Origin of the sequence: Archangium minus (assembly GCF_044360475.1) — a bacterium.
Taxonomy (GTDB): domain Bacteria; phylum Myxococcota; class Myxococcia; order Myxococcales; family Myxococcaceae; genus Archangium; species Archangium minus.
Genome location: NZ_CP043494.1, coordinates 4,688,248 through 4,704,288, shown reverse-complemented (window position 1 = coordinate 4,704,288; position 16,041 = coordinate 4,688,248). Strand labels below are relative to the sequence as shown.

16 protein-coding genes are annotated in these 16,041 nt (G+C 67.6%); 8 read left to right on the top strand and 8 right to left on the bottom strand.

The window, feature by feature from the left end:
* Positions 1–12 precede the first annotated feature (12 nt).
* Together F0U60_RS19435 and F0U60_RS19430 are read left to right on the top strand one after the other, a co-directional pair.
* Positions 13–1,569 (top strand): hypothetical protein, encoded by a 1,557-nt coding sequence (locus F0U60_RS19435; protein ID WP_395822138.1) that lies wholly within the window; start codon positions 13–15, stop codon positions 1,567–1,569.
* A 12-nt stretch (positions 1,570–1,581) separates the two neighbouring features.
* Positions 1,582–2,145, top strand: coding sequence for a hypothetical protein (locus F0U60_RS19430; RefSeq protein ID WP_395822136.1), 564 nt, complete (start codon positions 1,582–1,584; stop codon positions 2,143–2,145).
* Positions 2,146–2,353: 208 nt separating this feature from the next.
* Here F0U60_RS19430 and F0U60_RS19425 read toward each other — a convergent pair whose 3' ends face one another.
* Positions 2,354–3,118 (bottom strand): hypothetical protein, encoded by a 765-nt coding sequence (locus F0U60_RS19425; RefSeq protein ID WP_395822134.1) that lies wholly within the window; start codon positions 3,116–3,118, stop codon positions 2,354–2,356.
* A 108-nt stretch (positions 3,119–3,226) separates the two neighbouring features.
* On the opposite strand from F0U60_RS19425, the gene F0U60_RS19420 reads away from it, so the two are divergent.
* Positions 3,227–4,843 carry a hypothetical protein gene (locus tag F0U60_RS19420; RefSeq protein WP_395822132.1) on the top strand — a complete coding sequence of 539 codons (1,617 nt, stop codon included), beginning with the start codon at positions 3,227–3,229 and terminating at the stop codon, positions 4,841–4,843.
* 63 nt (positions 4,844–4,906) lie between these two features.
* Positions 4,907–5,680, top strand: coding sequence for an alpha/beta hydrolase (locus tag F0U60_RS19415; protein WP_395822130.1), 774 nt, complete (start codon positions 4,907–4,909; stop codon positions 5,678–5,680).
* A 15-nt stretch (positions 5,681–5,695) separates the two neighbouring features.
* Here F0U60_RS19415 and F0U60_RS19410 read toward each other — a convergent pair whose 3' ends face one another.
* Positions 5,696–6,853, bottom strand: a complete 1,158-nt coding sequence (locus tag F0U60_RS19410) for an acetyl-CoA carboxylase biotin carboxylase subunit family protein (RefSeq protein ID WP_395825311.1) — start codon at positions 6,851–6,853, stop codon at positions 5,696–5,698.
* A gap of 216 nt (positions 6,854–7,069) precedes the next feature.
* Between F0U60_RS19410 and F0U60_RS19405 the strand changes: the two genes are divergently transcribed.
* The 3 genes from F0U60_RS19405 to F0U60_RS19395 all read left to right on the top strand — a co-directional run bounded on the left by F0U60_RS19405 (position 7,070) and on the right by F0U60_RS19395 (position 8,826).
* Entirely contained in the window at positions 7,070–7,798 is a 729-nt protein-coding gene (locus F0U60_RS19405; protein WP_395822128.1) for an SDR family NAD(P)-dependent oxidoreductase, read from the top strand.
* 81 nt (positions 7,799–7,879) lie between these two features.
* On the top strand, positions 7,880–8,602 hold the full coding sequence (locus F0U60_RS19400) for a YcnI family protein (RefSeq protein ID WP_395822126.1): 723 nt from the start codon (positions 7,880–7,882) through the stop codon (positions 8,600–8,602).
* Positions 8,603–8,616: 14 nt separating this feature from the next.
* Positions 8,617–8,826 (top strand): hypothetical protein, encoded by a 210-nt coding sequence (locus F0U60_RS19395; protein WP_395822124.1) that lies wholly within the window; start codon positions 8,617–8,619, stop codon positions 8,824–8,826.
* Between the two features lie 37 nt (positions 8,827–8,863).
* Here F0U60_RS19395 and F0U60_RS19390 read toward each other — a convergent pair whose 3' ends face one another.
* Both F0U60_RS19390 and F0U60_RS19385 read right to left on the bottom strand, forming a co-directional pair.
* Positions 8,864–9,193, bottom strand: a complete 330-nt coding sequence (locus tag F0U60_RS19390) for a DMT family transporter (protein ID WP_395822122.1) — start codon at positions 9,191–9,193, stop codon at positions 8,864–8,866.
* Entirely contained in the window at positions 9,190–10,239 is a 1,050-nt protein-coding gene (locus F0U60_RS19385) for a methyltransferase (protein ID WP_395822120.1), read from the bottom strand. Before F0U60_RS19385 ends, F0U60_RS19390 begins: the two co-directional genes overlap by 4 nt.
* Positions 10,240–10,398: 159 nt before the next feature.
* Here F0U60_RS19385 and F0U60_RS19380 point away from each other — a divergent pair, with 159 nt between their 5' ends.
* Positions 10,399–11,763 (top strand): M1 family metallopeptidase, encoded by a 1,365-nt coding sequence (locus F0U60_RS19380; RefSeq protein WP_395822118.1) that lies wholly within the window; start codon positions 10,399–10,401, stop codon positions 11,761–11,763.
* 14 nt (positions 11,764–11,777) lie between these two features.
* Here the strand turns inward: F0U60_RS19380 and F0U60_RS19375 are convergent, their stop codons facing one another.
* From F0U60_RS19375 to F0U60_RS19360, 4 genes are all read right to left on the bottom strand, one after another.
* Complete coding sequence (locus F0U60_RS19375; protein WP_395822116.1) at positions 11,778–12,164, bottom strand: hypothetical protein; 387 nt, start codon at positions 12,162–12,164, stop codon at positions 11,778–11,780.
* 375 nt (positions 12,165–12,539) lie between these two features.
* A complete protein-coding gene (locus F0U60_RS19370) occupies positions 12,540–14,837 on the bottom strand; it encodes a molybdopterin cofactor-binding domain-containing protein (RefSeq protein WP_395822114.1) in 2,298 nt (765 codons plus the stop codon).
* Positions 14,838–14,846: 9 nt separating this feature from the next.
* A complete protein-coding gene (locus F0U60_RS19365) occupies positions 14,847–15,308 on the bottom strand; it encodes a (2Fe-2S)-binding protein (protein ID WP_395822112.1) in 462 nt (153 codons plus the stop codon).
* Entirely contained in the window at positions 15,305–15,961 is a 657-nt protein-coding gene (locus tag F0U60_RS19360) for an Isoquinoline 1-oxidoreductase subunit (RefSeq protein WP_395822110.1), read from the bottom strand. The genes F0U60_RS19365 and F0U60_RS19360 overlap by 4 nt, the downstream gene beginning before the upstream one ends.
* Positions 15,962–16,041 lie beyond the last annotated feature (80 nt).

Sequence of the window (16,041 nt, the reverse complement as noted above, 5' to 3'; positions counted from 1 at the left end):
GACGAGGCGACGATGAGCGAGGAGACCGACCAGAACCCCTTCCAGCGGAAGGTGATGACCCGGGAGCCGGGCATCGTCGGTGCGCAGTGGTGGAACGAGGGCCTCACGGCGATGAGCGACCCGGTCACCCGGCGCAAGGCGCTCCAGGCCCTGGCGGTGCTCGGGGGCACGGTGGCCGTGGGAGGCCTCGTGCTCTCCGCCGCGGGCGATGATGAGGACGACGAGGAGGACGAGTACCTGGAGCTCCAGGACTCGCTGAAGGTGCAGCGCGAGCGCGGGTGGAACTTCGGCGCCACGGGCAACGCCCTGGCCTTCGCGGGACAGACCCAGGACTCCCTCAAGCCGGAGGACCTCGCCGCGCTCTCCACGGAGCTGGCCCCGAAGCAGGACACGCTCAAGCCCTACTACCAGGCGACGCTCTTCCAATCGGTCTCGGGCAATCTGATGGGGGAGGCCCGGAACGCCTCCGCGACGCTGCGCAAGGCGCTGCGCCCCATCTTCACGCCTGACATGGACACGGCGTTCAAGCAGGGCTCGGCGCTGGCGAGCCTCTTCTCGAAGCAGCAGGAAGCGGCACTCGCCACGGCCGTGCTGGTGGACCTGCCGGGCCCCGAGTCAGTCGCCTTCGCCATCGCCCTGGCCGAACGCTTCGAGCCCGTCTTCACCTACGACAACTGGCCTCACCCACGCGGCGTGGTGCCCGCGCACCTCACGCTCGCCGCTGTGGCGTTCTATCAGCCCACCCTCAGGAAGCTGGCCCAGCAACGCCCTGTCCCCGCGCCTCCGATGTTCGTGCTCGATCGCCATCGGCTGGCGCCCTACTCCGACGAGCGCGTCCAGTTCGACAACCGCTACGTGGCGCGAATGCCGACCGCCGAGCAACTCCGCAAGCTGGGCGTCCAGCACGTGCTCTACGTCGTCCCCAACGGGAAGACCCAGGTGCAGGAGCTGGATGACCTCAACGAGGACTTCGTGGCCTGGCGCGCCGCTGGCCTGGACGTGAAGCTGGTGGCGGCGAACGACTTCCGGCCTGACCCCACGGAGCCTGTTACTTCGGTCGTATCCTCGACGCAGCCTGTTGCCACGGATGGGGGAACTCCGGTGGCGACCCCGAACGCGGGCACCGCCCGGGATGCAGGCATCTCCACGGACGCGGGCACCTTGGACGCGGGCACCCCGAGCACACGCTCGACACATGTTTCGCGCGCCTACTACTTCGGGGGCTCGCCAGCGGTACACCACACCTTCTGGTCGGTCTACCCGTGGAGTCGCTCCAGCGCGAGCACCACTGGAAGAATGCTCGGCCTGTCGTCTGCCGGAATCCTCTCGACGAGGGACCTGGCGCAGGTGCCTTCCGATCTCTCGCGCGGATACGCCTACGAGCCGATGCGGCGCTCGACGATGTTCTCCTCGGTACCACGCGGGGCCAGCGGTGCCCCCCGGCCGGTGCCCTCCGGCTTCGGCAAGGTGGCCATGCGAGTGTCGAGTAAGAGCCGCGCCATCCTCGGGCCGGCGTTCTCCTCTCGCAGCTCGTGGAACCGCTCTTCGAGCTCCTACTCGGGTGGGTAACAGGAGCGGCGCATGAAATACTCCATCTTCTCCATGCAGGTGGTGATGCCGCTGCGGGGCGCGGACGATCCGACGTACCGGGAGCTGCACAAGCTCATCCGCACCGCTCCGGAGCGCACCAACTATGCGCGGATGCACGACTACTACGGCCGCATCTGCAACGTGCTGCGGCGGGAGGCCAACCGCTTCGAGCTGGGTGTCTGGGACTACTGGGACGATCCGTCACGCGCGCCCAATGACTTCCAGGACTGGGTGGACGGGTTGGAAGGCAACGAGGCCCGGAGCCAACCGGCACAGGATGACGGCCGCCCACGCCACCTCGTGTGCACCCTGGCGATGCTCCTGCAGAACGGCAGCACGAGTGACCAGAGGATGAGCGCGCACTGCGACATCGCCGAGGAGCATCTGTGGAGCCGCAACACCTTCCGGCATCTGCTCAAGGGGCCGGCCCTGCTCAACTACCTGCACGTGAAGTCCGACCTCGTGTACCTGCTGCCGGGCGATGATGCTGAGTGCGCGCTCACGACGGAGGACCTCTCCGGAGAGGACTGGCACTACCTGCGCCCGCTCACGTGAGTTACGCATGCTCCCTCTCCCTCTGGGAGAGGGCGGGGGGTGAGGGTATGAGTTACCCGCGTGTCACCGCTCGGACCGGTACACATCGGAGCACGCAATTGGGGACAGCCCTTTCGAGGAGCGCCCCAGGTTCCCATTCCCACTGAGGCACAGCGAGTGGCAATACCCTCACCCTAGCCCTCTCCCAAAGGGAGAGGGGACATACACATTAGAACCAGACCTCCCACGTCGAGCCTGCTTCATCGAGCGCGGCGTGCGCCGTGGCCGAGATACGGTCTCGCGTGCCGGTGAAGGGCTGGATCTGATGCAGTCGGTAGCTGTCCAGCAAGAGCAGCTCCCCCACGCCGTAGTCCACATCGACGCGCGCGACCTGGAGAGCGCTGTCGGGAACCGCGTCACTGCCCGCATAGGTGACATCCCACAGGCGCAGCGCGCCCCCTGACTCCGGGGGCTGGAGCATCAGGACGAGCGTGAGGGCGCGCGAGCGGCGGGCGCAGTGTTCGTCGGAGAGGCCCTCGGTGTCGAAGTGGATGTCTCCCCCGTTCTGGGACAGCCACTCGCCGGCCGGGAAGATGTGGACGCCGGGGCCACACCAGCCCTCGCGCTTGACGGCGGGAGCCCCCACCAGCGCCGAGAGGGCCTCACACAAGCGCGCCTGGAGACCGGGGAGCATCCGCTCCACGACGGCGTCCGAGGTACGGGCATTGGCGAAGTACTCCTCCTCGCGATCCTGCTCCAGGTGGGTGTACCAGGCACGGCCGAGGGAGAACTGCACGCCGTCGAAATCGGAAATCCAGAAGGGGCGGCCCGCGTAGACGCGATGCGCGAGCACGGCACACTCGGAGGGTGCGAGGAAGCCGGGCACGCGCACGCCCAGGTGCGCATCGAGCAGCGAGAGCACGTCCGAGGAACTCGAGCGCAGCACATCCCACGAGCACTCGGCTACCGTGGCGCGAGGTGACACGGCCATCATGAGGAGCGACGATGCGGTGTCCTCCGCACGAGCGTCAAGCCGTTGAATAAGCAGCCCCCTCGCTCGTCCAGGGTCCTGCCGCCCTTCCTCTCCTATTCTCTACCCGTCATGCGCTCTCATCCCCTGGCCTCGCGCTTCTCCCCACTTCTCGCGCTCTTCGTGTTGAGCGGCTGCAACACCGCCTACCGGGAGGCCATGTCCCAGGCCAAGGAGGCCGCGGTTCGCGGTGACTTCATGACGGCGGCCCGCGCCTACCGGTCGGCCTGTGCCGCCGCGCCCGATGACGAGATGGCCTGCACCCGGGTCCCCATTTTCGCGCAGAAGGCCACGGCCCAGGCCCTCGAGTCCGCGCGCACGCCGTGCGAGGCGGGGGAGCTCGACCGGTGCATCCCTCCCCTGCTCGACTCCCTGGATCTCATCCCCAACCACCCCGAGGTCACCGCGATGCTCGAGAAGGCCAGCCAGCTCCACACGGAGCGCTGTGCCAGCAAGTGGAGCGCGGACGGCTCGCTGGACACGCAGGTGGCCGGACTCGCCTGCCTCCAGGCTCGTGGTCACCAGTTCCCCCTCCCGGGCTACCAGACTCTTCTTTCCGAACAGGCGAGCCGGATCGCCTCGCGCTTCGCGGAGCTCGCCGTCACCGCGGAGAAGCAGGGCACGGCGGGTGCCGCCACCGCGTTGTGGTCCGCGGCGCAGTGCCTCACGCCTGGCGCAGACACGGCCTCCCGGACCGAGCAGGCCCGCCAGGCGTTCCGTGGCCAGAGCGCCATCCCCGTGGTCACCCGGCTCGAGGGCGCGATGTCACCGCAGATCGCCCGGGAGCTGTCCGATCTCTGCCATCGCCTGTCGTCGGGACTGCCTTTCTGGGCGCGGTGCGCGGAGCTGGGAACGGTGCCTGGCCAGCCGGCGCCACTCGAGCTCCAGGTGGACGCGCTCATCCAGCGCGTCGTGGAGAACGTCAGCGAGGACGTGCGCACCGTGGACTACGTCAGCGGCACGCGGTGGGTCTCCAATCCGGATTACTCCGCTGCTGAGAAGCGCCTCGAGCGAGCCGAGCGTGAGTACCGGAGGGCCGAGAAGCATCGGGATGACATGGACGACGCGTGCGAGACCGAGAAGAACACGCACGAGGCGAGCTGTGTGGGGTGTCCTGAGCCCTCCAGCAAGAAGACGGCCTGCGACGAGGCCAAGGCGCTCCACGCCGCCTACGACTCCGCCTCCCAGGAGCTCAGCTCGGCCCGCTCGAACCTGTCCAACACGCCTGAGTCGGTGAAGGAGGACGTGTACGACACCTTCACCTACTCGGCGTGGATCCACCGCTGGTCGTCGGACTTCCGCTTCACGCTCCAGGCGAACACCCCGGGCGCCACCGCTCCCGCGCGTCAGCAGGGCGTCCTGCGCTTCCAGGACGAGGAGCACGTGGGCTTCAGGCCCGCCGGACTCTCCGCGAACGCCCTGGAGACCCCCTCTCCCCGGGACTTCTCGAACGCGTTCTTCAACCAACTCGCGCCCCACCTGCTCGAGGCGGTGCAGCGAGACGCCCAGGTCCGTGCCGCCCAGCGGCGGGCCCAGTGCAACGAGCTCCCGGCGAACTGGAGCGTCCCCTGGGTGCAGTGCTGGGCGGAGTCCACGCTCTGGGAGAAAGGCCAGGAGCCTCAGCCCACCGAGCTCCTGCAGCTCATCGCCACCCGGGTCGGCGCCGCTGAACAACCGCTGTGCCGCTGAGGATGACGCGGCGCTTCCAGCGGCCTATGGTGAAGGGGCGCCGTCACCCCCCGGATCCGCCCCATGGGACACGTCCACATCATCCGAGACTTCGCCTCTCCGCAGGAGGGGTTCAACCGAACGGTCCGCATCTACACCCCGGATGCGTACGACCGTGAGCCCCACCGGCGCTTCCCCGTGCTGTACATGCACGACGGGCAGAACGTCTTCGCCCACCCCGAGTCGGCCATCTACGACACCTGGTGTGCCAACAACACCCTTGAGCGGCTGGTGGCCGAGGGCGGCGTGGAGCCGTGGCTCATCGTCGCGGTGGACTCGACGTCCAACAGGCTCTCCGAGTACTCGCCCTGGGACGAGCCGCGCAGCCATGTCCAAGCGCGAGGCGGGCCCTACGTCCGCTTTCTCGTTGAGACGCTCAAGCCCTACATCGAGTCCACCTACCGCACCCGCCAGGGCGCCGAGTCGACGGCGGTGATGGGCTCGTCGCTGGGTGGCCTCATGTCGCTGTACATGGGGTGGAAGCACCCGGAGCTGTTCGGCCGCATCGGCGGCCTGTCGCCCTCGGTGATGTGGGGCTGGAACCAGCTCTTCGCGGAGTGGTCGGCCCACACCCGGCGCTGGTCGCGCATCTACCTGGATGCCGGCCTGCACGAGACCATCGATCCGGTGGGCTTCACCATGTCCTACGGTGACGCCACGCGCGACTTCTTCCACCACCTCCAGCGCCTGGGCTACGCCGGCCACGAGCTGTTCCTCGTGTTGGAGCCCGGAGGGCACCACCATGAGAAGGACTGGCAGCGCCGGCTGCCCCTCGCCATGCGCTGGCTGCTGAGCTGAGGCGCCCGCGCGCAGCTACCGGGCCTGGATGAAGCGCACGGCTTCCTGCATGGCCGACAGCTCCTGGTGCCGGATGAGGTACATCTCATCGCCCAGGGCGCTCCTGAAGACGGGGGGCAGCTCGCGGTGCTGCAGCAGTGCCCCACCGAGCCGCGCCACCACCTCCGCGTGGCGGTGGCGGTACGAGCGGCCCGTGCGCCGGCCGGCGTGACACACGTGGTACTTGGGGGTGTAGCGAAAGTCGCGCAGCGCCTCGCCCGTCAACAGGCGTGCCCACAGGCGGTACACGTCCATGTCGCACGCGTAGTTCATCATGTCCGTCAGGAAGGCTCCGGGTGGGCGCAGGTTGGCCTCGAGCACCACGTAGCTCCCATCCGCCAGCCGGAAGAACTCCAGGTGGAACCAGCGCTCGCGCAGACCGAGCGCCGCCACCGCCTTGTGGCCCATGGCATCCAGCGCGGGGGGAATCTCCTTGTGGCTCCAGATGGCGAGATCCTTCTGCTCGAGCACCGACTCCATGATGCCGTCGCTGTACTCGTGGCTGAGGCGGAAGATGATGTGGCCATCGCGGTCCACGAGCCCGTCATAGGTGACGATGGTGCCGCGCACGAAGGCCTGGGCGAGGTAGCCGGGCAGCGGCTCGGAGAAGGCCGCGTCCACCTCCGCATCACTGGACACCTTGAAGGTGCGGGCGGCGCCAACGCCCACGTCGGGCTTGAGGACGAGCGGATAGCCGACGCTCCGGGCAAAGGCCTTCACCCCGGCGGCATCCTTCAAGGGGATGGCATCCGGGTGCGGGATTCCAGCTTGCTTGAAGACATCGTGCATGCCGAGCTTGGAGCGCAGGCGGGCGATGTCCGCGGGCAGCAGGCCGGGGACGTGAAAGTCCTCACGCAGACGGGCCTCCACCTCGAGCCACGTCTCGTTGAGCGAGTCGATGCGATCCACGCGGCCGTGGCGCCAGGTGAAGTAGCCGGTGGCACGCAGGAGAGCGTCGTAGTCGTTGAGGTTGGGGGTGAAGAAGTACTCCGACAACGAATCGCGCAGCTCACGGCGGAGGGAGTCGTAGGGGGCGTCGCCGAGACCCAGGACGTTGACCCCGCGCTCGCGCAGGGCGGTGACGAAGTGAAAGAACTGGGGCGGAAAGTGGGGCGAGATGAAGACGACGTTCACGACTGCGCCTCCGACGGCAAGTGACATCTGTCTGACGCTCCACGATACCGGACTCCCCAGGTTCAGCGACAGGGGAGATGACGCAAAGCGCCATGAGTTCGTGGAATCCGTGACCCTCCCCCACCCGCGAGGGAGGTGCGACCCACCTGTTTCCTGGATCCACGCATCAACCAGGACAACCATCTGCTCTGCATCCAACATTTCAGGGAGGAGCACATGGGAGCACTGGACGGGAGAACGGCCATCATCACGGGGGGAGGTTCGGGAATCGGCTTCGCCATCGCCGAGCGCTTCGCGCGCGAGGGAGCGGAGGTCGTGATCGCCGGGCGGAGCCGGCAGCGGCTGGACGAGGCCGTGGCGAAGATAGGGCGCGGGGCCCGCGGCGTGCCCACGGATGTCGGCGACGAGGAGCAGGTCCAGCGGCTCATCAACTCGGTTGCGAGCGTGGACCTGCTGGTGACCTGCGCAGGCGGCGCGGTGTTCGGCCCAGTGGAAGAAGTACGCACGAAGGCGTGGCGCGAGCTGTTCAACGACCGCTTCTTCGGACAGCTCTCCGCCTGCCATTACGCCGTTCCGAGGATGAAGCCAGGCAGCTCCATCATTCTCTGCTCGGGCATCGCCGGCCACGCGGCCCTGGTGAACTACGCGGGCGGCGCGGGCTTGTGTGGCGCGGTCAATGCCATGGGGCGCTCACTCGCGGTCGAACTGGCCCCGAAAGGTATTCGAGTGAACGTTCTGTCGCCGGGGCTGACGCGCAATACAGCGATTGATTGGGGTGTCCCGCCCGAGCAGGTGGAAGCGTTCCTGGCCGGGCTCGCCAACAATGTTCCGATGAAGCGCGCGGGAACGACCCGCGACATGGCGGACGCGGCCTACTTCCTGGCGACGTGTGAGTACGCCACGGGGATGGTGCTCGACATCGACGGAGGCTGGACGGCCGTCTGAGCCCCTTACGGGGTTGCGACAACATGTCACATTCCTCGGGCTGTGCCTCCAACCTAGAAGACCTGCCAGGGAGGAGCACGAATGAAGGCTCGATCGCACCTGTTGTCCGCCGCCGTGGTGTCGCTGCTGTGCACTGCCGCCGAGGCCCACATCTCCGTGGGCGCCCCTGGCCCCGCTATCGCGGGGACGACCCAGGAGCTCACGTTCAACGTGGGCCACGGCTGTGATGGCGCAGATACCTACAGCATCGAGGTTCGCATTCCGGACGGGGTGACCGCGGTACGGCCGCTGAACTCCGAGTTCGGCAAGGCGGTCGTGAAGAGGGACGAGAGCACGAACAAGGTGACGTCGGTGACCTGGACCAAGCCCTCCAGTGCCGACGTGCTGCCGGGCGACACCCATTTCTACAAGCTCACCCTGCGCGCCATGCTGCCGAACCAGCCCTTCACCACGGTGTTCTTCCCGACGATCCAGCACTGCCGGGCCGCCGACGGCACCGAGTCGATCGTGGAATGGGTCGGCACCAGCGGGGGACACGACCATCTCCAGCGCGCTGACACGACGCCCGCGGCGAATCCCGCTCCGGCGCTCACGGTCCTTCCCGCTCGCACGCCCGGCTGGAACAAGTACACAGTGGACCAGCACGTGCACGACATGGCTGTCTTCAAGGATGCGCAGATCGTCTGGGCGGGAAACGCGGCCTACAGCCCCAGTGCTCACACCCTGAGCCTGATTGAGAAGGAGCCGAACACCCAGGTGCTCCAGGCCATCCATCCCGGAACCGACATCTGGGTCAAGTACTGAGCAAGGAACTCGCCATGCGTCCCCTGCTCCTCTTGGCCACCCTGGCGCTGTTCTGCGCCTGCCCCTCGGATCCCGCCCCGCCCTCGAACGATGCGGGAACGCCGCCCGGGCAGACGCCCGCCAGCCACCTGCCTCCAGAGCTGAAGCCTCCCAGCAACCTGGAGCTGGAGCGCCCACCCGATGGGTCCGGGCTGCCAAACAACCTGAAGGCCACACAACAGTGAGACGGCCCTCAGCGGGGACCTGCGCGGCACAGGAAGCTCAGTGCCGCGCACCTCCGCTGAGGTTCAGGACCACGACGCCCGCGATGATGAGGGAGATGCCGCCGAGCGCTCCCCAGTTGAACGCGTCTCGGAAGTACAGCCACCCGATCATCGCGGTCAGAGCCGTACCCACGCCGCTCCACACGGCGTAGGTGAAACCGAGCGACAGCGACTTCAGCGCCTGGCTCATGAGGTAGAAGGCCGTGCCGTAACAGACGATCACGAGGACACTCGGGAGGAGCCGGGTGAAACCATTGCTGGCGCGCAGCGCACTGGTTCCCAGGACCTCCGAGAGAATCGAGATGCTCAGCAGCAGGTACGGGTTCATGCCTTGCTCCCCACCACCTGCACCATTCCCGGAGACGTGCGGAGCTTGATGGACCTGCGCAGGGAGAAGCCCCCCTGACGGAGCCAACCCCGCATCTCCTCGAGGGACCAGGTCCCGGACTGGCTGGTGAGGGCGAAGTAGAGGTCCGTCAGCGCGCCCACCTGATTCTTCGGAGACGGCCGCTTCCCTCGCTCGAAGTCCTGGAGGACGAACACCCCACCCGGAGCAAGCGCGCGGAAGACCTTACGGGCCACCGCGAGGTTCTGCTCGTGCGAGAAGTGGTGCGCCACCATGGACATGAACACGAAGTCGTAGGTGCCCTCTCCCAGGTCGTCGCCAAGGACATCCCCCGCCACGAGGGAGAGGCGCTCGCCGAGCTGGTGCGCCTCCACGAAGGGGCGCGCGTGAGCCACCGCCGCCTCAAGGTCCAGGATCGTCGAGCGCAGCCCGGGATACTTGCGCAGGAAGGCCGCGGAGTAGGTTCCTCCCGAACCACCGATGTCGAGCATCCGGCGGGCCCCCTTCGGGATGGGCGTTCGGAGCACCACTTCATCCAAGCTGAGCCGACCGACATCCGCCATGCCGGCCTGATACGCGTGCCACTCCTCCGCGTTGGTCGAGCTGTGCATCGCGAGGGGCTTGCCGCTGCGGACAAATGACTCGAGCTGCGCGAGATACTCCCACTCGAGTATCTGGAAGTGCATCTTGTTGGCGAGGGAGTGGGGACTGTCGCGCAGGAGCCACTTGCGGCTCACCGGTCGCAGCGAATACCGGCGCGTCGAGTCCTCATAGGCCAGGTAGTCACACCCCACCAGACAGTTGAGGAGCGCCTCGGTGGCTCGCGGGTGCGTGCTGCGTTCCCGAGCGAGCTCCTCCACCGTCTTGGCCTGGCTCTTGAGCGCGTCGAAGAATCCCAGCTCAACGCCCGCCATCACCGCTCGCGCGAACGTGAAGGCGAGTTGGGTCTCGGCGACAGGCCTGGGGACGAGCCCCGCAGCGAGCACGAGCCGCTCCAAGGGATTCTCTGGAATGACGCCCAGACGCATGGTTTTTCCCTCCGCGAAGCTTCGACAGGAAGCGCATCGCGCGCCCGGTCGTAACCGACAGGCCTGTGCGTCGTCCATGCCAATAAGCGCCGGTTTCCTGTGATAGAGGAAACCCTCATGAAAATGAGTCATCCACGGACAGCAGTCTTTCTGCTTCTGATGAGCATTTGGGGATGTCGCTCCTCGACGCCCGAGCCCGAGGTGCCCAAGGTCTCCGAGGAATCACTCCCGTGTCCGGGGCCTGGGGAAGGCACGGAGCTGCCCGCGTGCCCGCGCCTGTGCAGCGCGCTGGAGCTGGCCCCAACGCCTCCGCCTCCGTCCGCGCTGGATCTGTCGCGCGACATCCGCTTCACGGCGCTGGACGTGAAGCTCGACTCGCTGAACGCCACGGCCCTCATCCAGATGGGGGACGCCACGAGCCGCGCCCTGTCCTTGAAGGTCGGCAACCTGCAAATCACTGGAGTGCGCAGCCGCTGCGGCAAGCTGAACTACACCGTGAAGGAGGGGCAGCTGGACATCGGGGTTCCCGAATGGGCGAGCTTCATCCTCGTCGACTACACGCTCACCCCGTCCGCGAACTTCGACGGCTACCTGCCCAGCGGCACCACCTTCAGCTGGCCGTCGTTCTGCGCCAACCTCTTCCCCTGCCACCCGGCCCTGGCGGACAGCACGAAGTTCTCGCTCAAGCTCAGCAACGTGCCCGCGGGAAAGACGGCGGTCTACCCCACCCACATCCCGGGCGAGGCCCCGCCCTATATGCTGGCCTGGGCGGTGGGCGAGTACACGGAGAAGGCGTTGGGGACGACCGCGGCGGGGACGCAAGTGTCCGTCTGGTACCTGCCCGGTGAGGAGGCGGCGGCCCTCGAGGGCACCCCGCGCCTCAAGGACGCGGTGGACTTCTTCGAGAAGCGCTACGGCGCCTACACCTTCGGCAACAAGGTGGGCTCGGTCTCCGCCAACTGGGGAGAGGGAGCCTACGGCGGAATGGAGCACCACCCCTACTGGCACGTGGCCGCCGATGCCATGAAAGACAAACTGGTCCACCACCACGAGGCGGCACATGGCTGGTTCGGCAATGGCGTGCGCATCCAGTGCTGGGAGGATTTCGTCCTCTCCGAGGGCACCGCCGAGTACCTGACGGCCCGCTCGGTGCGCGAGACCGAGGGCGTGGAAGTCGAAGAGCAGGTGTGGGCCGACTGGAAGGGAGTGCTGGAGCGGGCCGTGGCTCGAGGCGACACGCAGGCCCTGCCGGATGCCACCTGCAACCAGATTGACATCCTCACCCACCCGCTCTGGTCCAACATCCCCTACAAGAAGGGCGCCTTCTTCTACCGTGCGCTGGAGAAGAAGATTGGCACCGAGGCGATGGACCGCGTGCTGGCCCGTTTCTACCAGAGCCACGTGGGCGGCACGGCGCGCATGCAGCAGATGCTGGAGCTCGTGAAGGCCGAGACGGGCTATGACCCCAAGCCGCTCGCCGATACCTGGCTGCGCGGCTTGGGTGTGCCTGCCGACGTCCCGTAGCCGACAGGCGTTCGCTACTTCTTTCGCCCCGGCACTTCGGCGGACAGATCCGGAAACAGCTTGCGCCATGCCGGAATCTCTTCCTCTTCTTCCGCCGGCTTCGCGGGTGCGTTGCTCGGCGGAGGAGGAGGCGGCGGCGCCGTCCTGGTGGCGGGCGGAGGGGTCCGGCTCTTCGCCTCCTTCACCGCGGGAGCAGCCTGAGCGGCCGGAGCGGTGGGCGCAGCGGCGGCAGCGGCACTGGCGCGGCGCCTCTCCAGCTCCACCCCGAACAGGCGCTGGAGTGAGCCCGCACTCCGGCCCAGCTGCTCCAGGGATTCCCGCACATCCCGCAGATGATCAATGCGTTGCTTCAGCCGGCGATCCAGCTCAAAGGGCAACGAGACCCCTTCAGCGTTCTTCATGAGATGGTCTTCCTCTTGAGAATGCTGCCCACCACGCCCTCTGATCGCGGGTCCGTCTTCGACAATGGCTTCGCATTCACGTTCAACGTGATGAACATCAACGAGTCTGCAAAGCCATACGGGAGCAACATGTCCCTGCATCGAATCAGTGCCCGATGAAAGGGGCGGGGGGGCAATTCGTGAGACCATCATGCCACGACCGGGGGCCCCCCGCTCGAAATTCATGAGCCATGCGGCAGCCGAGGAGGCGCCAGAGGGCGCGCTCCTGGACGGGTTGCGTCAGCCCGGACGCCAGGTGGGCTGACCGGGCTCCGCAGGCCCTCCGGGCGGCCGGCCTGGGGCCTGGACCGCTTCGGAGGTGCCTGGACGCTGGCTTCAGACCTGGAGCGCTCGTGAGAGCGGGAGCTCGCGCACACGCGTCCCCGTGAGCGCGAAGAGGGCATTGGCGATGGCGGGGGCGACAGGCGGGACACCCGGCTCGCCGATGCCTCCCGGAGGCCCGTCGCTGGAGATGATCTCCACGTGAATCTTGCGAGGCGCCTCGCCGATGCGCACCAGCCGGAGGTCGCGGAAGTTCGACTGCTCGACCGCTCCTCCCTTCATCGTCACGCCACCGTACATGGCCAGGCTCATCCCGAAGATGACCGAGCCCTCCATCTGGGCTCGAGCGCGATCCGGGTTGATGACCGTGCCCGCATCAACCACGACCCAGGCTTCATCGACGGAGAGCTTGCCGCTTGGGTTGCGCACGACGGACGCGACCACCGCCACATAGGAGAGGAAGCTCCGGTGTGCGGCGAGGCCCAGGGCCCTGTTCTCCTTCTTCCGGTCACCCCACGGTGCGAGCTGCGTCACACGCTCGATGACGCGCCGCAGGCGGCCGACGTCCACAGGGTGCACGTCCATCGACATGCCGTAGTTCTCGAGCTTCTCGACACCGAGCTCCGCCAGGCTCATGGTCCGAGGCGGCCCGAGCATCTCCAAGTACACGTCGCGAGGATCCTCACCCCGGGCATGGGCGATCTCGTCGATGAAGGAGTTGACCGAGAAGGCGTGGAAGATGTTGTAGACGGACCGGAGCCAGCCAATGCGCACGTGGGCATTCGCCTGGCACGCCTCCGCGCGGAGGTTGGGAACCCCGAGCCCGAGGTCCAACACGCCTTGCTGGAGATCCCTCAGCGAGGCCAGGTTGGTGGGCGCGAAGGTGGACCCGATCGGCGGGAACGCGGTGCGGTGTCTCCAGGCGACGACCTTGCCGCGCTCGTCGAGGCCCGCGCTGAGGCGCTGCGTGCTGACGGTGTTGTAGTAGTCGTGGTGGACGTCGTCCTCGCGCGTCCACTGCACGCGCACGGGAACACCCACCTGCTTCGCGAGCCAGGCGGCCTCGGAGACGAAGTCCGCCTTCGACTTCCGGCCGAAGCCACCGCCCAGGAACGTCACGTGGACCGTGACCTTCTCCACGGGCATCCCGAGCACACGCGCGGCCTCCGCTCGCGCGGCCTGCGGGTGCTGGCTAGGAGCCCACACCTCGCAGGTGTCCCCCTCGACGCGGGCAACCGCAACCGGCGGCTCCATCGAGACATGGGGGAGGTGGGGGACGTGGTACTCGGCCTCGAGCACACGCGCGGCCTTGGCGAGGGCGCCTTCGGCATCTCCCACGTTGCGGTAGACCTTGCCAGGTGCCCGCACGGAAGCGGTCAGCTCCTCGCGGAACTTCTCCGAGTCATACGTCGCGTTCGCGCCCAGCTCCCAGGAGATCTCCAGCGCCTCGCGGCCCCGAATGGCCGCCCAGGTGTTGTCCGCCAGAACGGCGACACCACCCCAGGGCTGGAACATGTACGGCGCCTGGGGCACCGGCATCTCGATGACGCGCTTCACCCCGGGAATGGCGAGCGCGCGGGTGGCGTCGAACCGCGCCACGCGTCCACCCACCACCGGAGGCCGGGCGATCACCGCCGTGAGCATGCCAGGGAGCTGGACGTCGGCCCCGAAGACCGCGCTTCCGTTGACGTAGGCGGGCCCGTCGATGAGCGGCAGTGGCCGGCCCACGCGGCGAAGCTCGTTCTTCGGGCGGAGCCGAACATCCGCCGGCTTGGGCACGGGAAGCTTGCCTGCCTCGAGCGCCAGCTCACCGAAGCCGAGCTTGCGCCCGCTCGGACGGTGCAGCACGACGTGGTCGCTCGCCTCGCAGGTGTCCGGTGCCACCTTCCACCGCTTCGCCGCGGCGGCGATCAGCATCGTGCGTGCCGTGGCGCCCACGCGGCGCATGTCCTCGTAGATGCCGCGGACGCTGTTGGAGCCGTCGGTGTTCTGGTCACCGTAGGCCGGGTCACCATCGGCCTGGGTGATCTTCACCCGGGCCATGTCCGCGCCGAGTTCGTCCGCGATCAGCACGGGAAGGGAGCTTCGGATGCCCTGCCCCATCTCGGAGCGGTGGCAGACGATCGTCACCTGCCCATCCGGGGCCACGTGCACGAAGACGTTCGGGTTCAGGCCGGGGACCGCCGACTCCTGCGCCTGGGAGCTCGTCTTCGGCCGAGGCCCGGAGCGCCGCCCCGACGGCTCTTCCGCGAGGCTGTCAGTGGTCAAGAAGCCAACGGCGAGGCCTCCCACGGCGAGGTTCAGCCCCGCGAGGAAGGAGCGCCGGGCAATCAACATGGGTCGCTTGCTCATCGCGTCCTCCTATTCCTCGGACAACCCGGCGGCCTTCTTCACGGCCGCGCGAATGCGCGTGTACGTGCCGCAGCGGCACAGATTGCCCGCGAGCGACTGGTCGATCTCCTCGTCGGTGGGCTTCGGCTTCTTCGCGAGCAGGGCCGCCGCGGTCATGATCTGCCCCGCCTGGCAGAACCCGCACTGCGGAACGCCCATGTCCACCCAAGCGCGTTGCAAGGGGTGGCTCCCGTCCGGCGAGAGCCCCTCGATGGTCGTCACCGAGCCCCCCGCCGCACGGCGGACCGGCGTCACGCACGCGCGGACCACCTGACCATTGACGTGGACGGTGCACGCGCCGCACAGCGCCTGACCGCAGCCATACTTCGTGCCGGTGAGGCCGAGCACATCGCGCAGAGCCCAGAGCAGCGGCATTTCAGGGTCGACGTCGAGCTCCTTGTCGACACCGTTGATGCGAACTCGAATGCTCATGGCCGTGCCTCCTCGCTCGGGCACTCCGCGCCCGTTTCTACCCATGCCGCCACAATCGCCCCAAAGCTCTTCTGCGTGCCCGGCGCCGGCTCCCGGCCCGAGCCAGGTGCCCAGCCCCAACCCACAAGCTCATCGTGCGCGTTGTGCTCGACGATCTGCTCCAACGACTTCCCGCCATTTCGGGACGGATCCTTCAGCTGCTCACAGATAGCCCGCGGGCTCTTGCCCACCCAGGCCATCGAGCGCGGAGCGAGATGCCAGTTCGGAGCGCCGGGGACCCGGGCGAGCTCGACGTTCCGGTCCTGATGACAGCTCGTACACTCCATTCCGACCACGCCGCGATCCTCGGGACCGCGAACCACGGGCGGATAGTGCGGCTGCAGCCCGGTGTTCTGATACGGCGAGTCTCCGTCCGGGTGGCAGTTGGCGCACCGCGGGTGGAGCAGCACCCGGCTGGCCTCCAGGAAGAGCGCACGTGAACGATCGGCCCGGTCCGCGATGACGCCGAATGCCTCAGGCGAGCGGAGCTCATTGGGGCCGACCTGAGGCAGGAGCTCGGACAGGCGCGCGGTTGGCTCGGGCTGACGTTTACTGCAACCCGCGGCCGACATCAGGACGAGAACGGACGCCCAGAGGGTTAGAGACGGTGGCATTCGAGAACGAGAGAAGAACAACGTCGTGGAGCATCTCGCATGTTTCACTGCGACACCTCTTGGCTTCCAACAGACCCCTG

Bases quoted from the DNA above. Each gene is read 5' to 3' on its own strand.
- F0U60_RS19425 (WP_395822134.1), bottom strand. From the start codon at position 3,118: ATGATGGCCGTGTCACCTCGCGCCACGGTAGCCGAGTGCTCGTGGGAT.
- F0U60_RS19390 (WP_395822122.1), bottom strand. From the start codon at position 9,193: ATGAACCCGTACCTGCTGCTGAGCATCTCGATTCTCTCGGAGGTCCTG.
- F0U60_RS19360 (WP_395822110.1), bottom strand. From the start codon at position 15,961: ATGCCACCGTCTCTAACCCTCTGGGCGTCCGTTCTCGTCCTGATGTCG.
- F0U60_RS19415 (WP_395822130.1), top strand. From the start codon at position 4,907: ATGGGACACGTCCACATCATCCGAGACTTCGCCTCTCCGCAGGAGGGG.
- F0U60_RS19375 (WP_395822116.1), bottom strand. From the start codon at position 12,164: ATGAAGAACGCTGAAGGGGTCTCGTTGCCCTTTGAGCTGGATCGCCGG.
- F0U60_RS19365 (WP_395822112.1), bottom strand. From the start codon at position 15,308: ATGAGCATTCGAGTTCGCATCAACGGTGTCGACAAGGAGCTCGACGTC.
- F0U60_RS19400 (WP_395822126.1), top strand. From the start codon at position 7,880: ATGAAGGCTCGATCGCACCTGTTGTCCGCCGCCGTGGTGTCGCTGCTG.
- F0U60_RS19430 (WP_395822136.1), top strand. From the start codon at position 1,582: ATGAAATACTCCATCTTCTCCATGCAGGTGGTGATGCCGCTGCGGGGC.
- F0U60_RS19420 (WP_395822132.1), top strand. From the start codon at position 3,227: ATGCGCTCTCATCCCCTGGCCTCGCGCTTCTCCCCACTTCTCGCGCTC.
- F0U60_RS19395 (WP_395822124.1), top strand. From the start codon at position 8,617: ATGCGTCCCCTGCTCCTCTTGGCCACCCTGGCGCTGTTCTGCGCCTGC.
- F0U60_RS19435 (WP_395822138.1), top strand. From the start codon at position 13: ATGAGCGAGGAGACCGACCAGAACCCCTTCCAGCGGAAGGTGATGACC.
- F0U60_RS19405 (WP_395822128.1), top strand. From the start codon at position 7,070: ATGGGAGCACTGGACGGGAGAACGGCCATCATCACGGGGGGAGGTTCG.
- F0U60_RS19385 (WP_395822120.1), bottom strand. From the start codon at position 10,239: ATGCGTCTGGGCGTCATTCCAGAGAATCCCTTGGAGCGGCTCGTGCTC.
- F0U60_RS19370 (WP_395822114.1), bottom strand. From the start codon at position 14,837: ATGAGCAAGCGACCCATGTTGATTGCCCGGCGCTCCTTCCTCGCGGGG.
- F0U60_RS19380 (WP_395822118.1), top strand. From the start codon at position 10,399: ATGAGCATTTGGGGATGTCGCTCCTCGACGCCCGAGCCCGAGGTGCCC.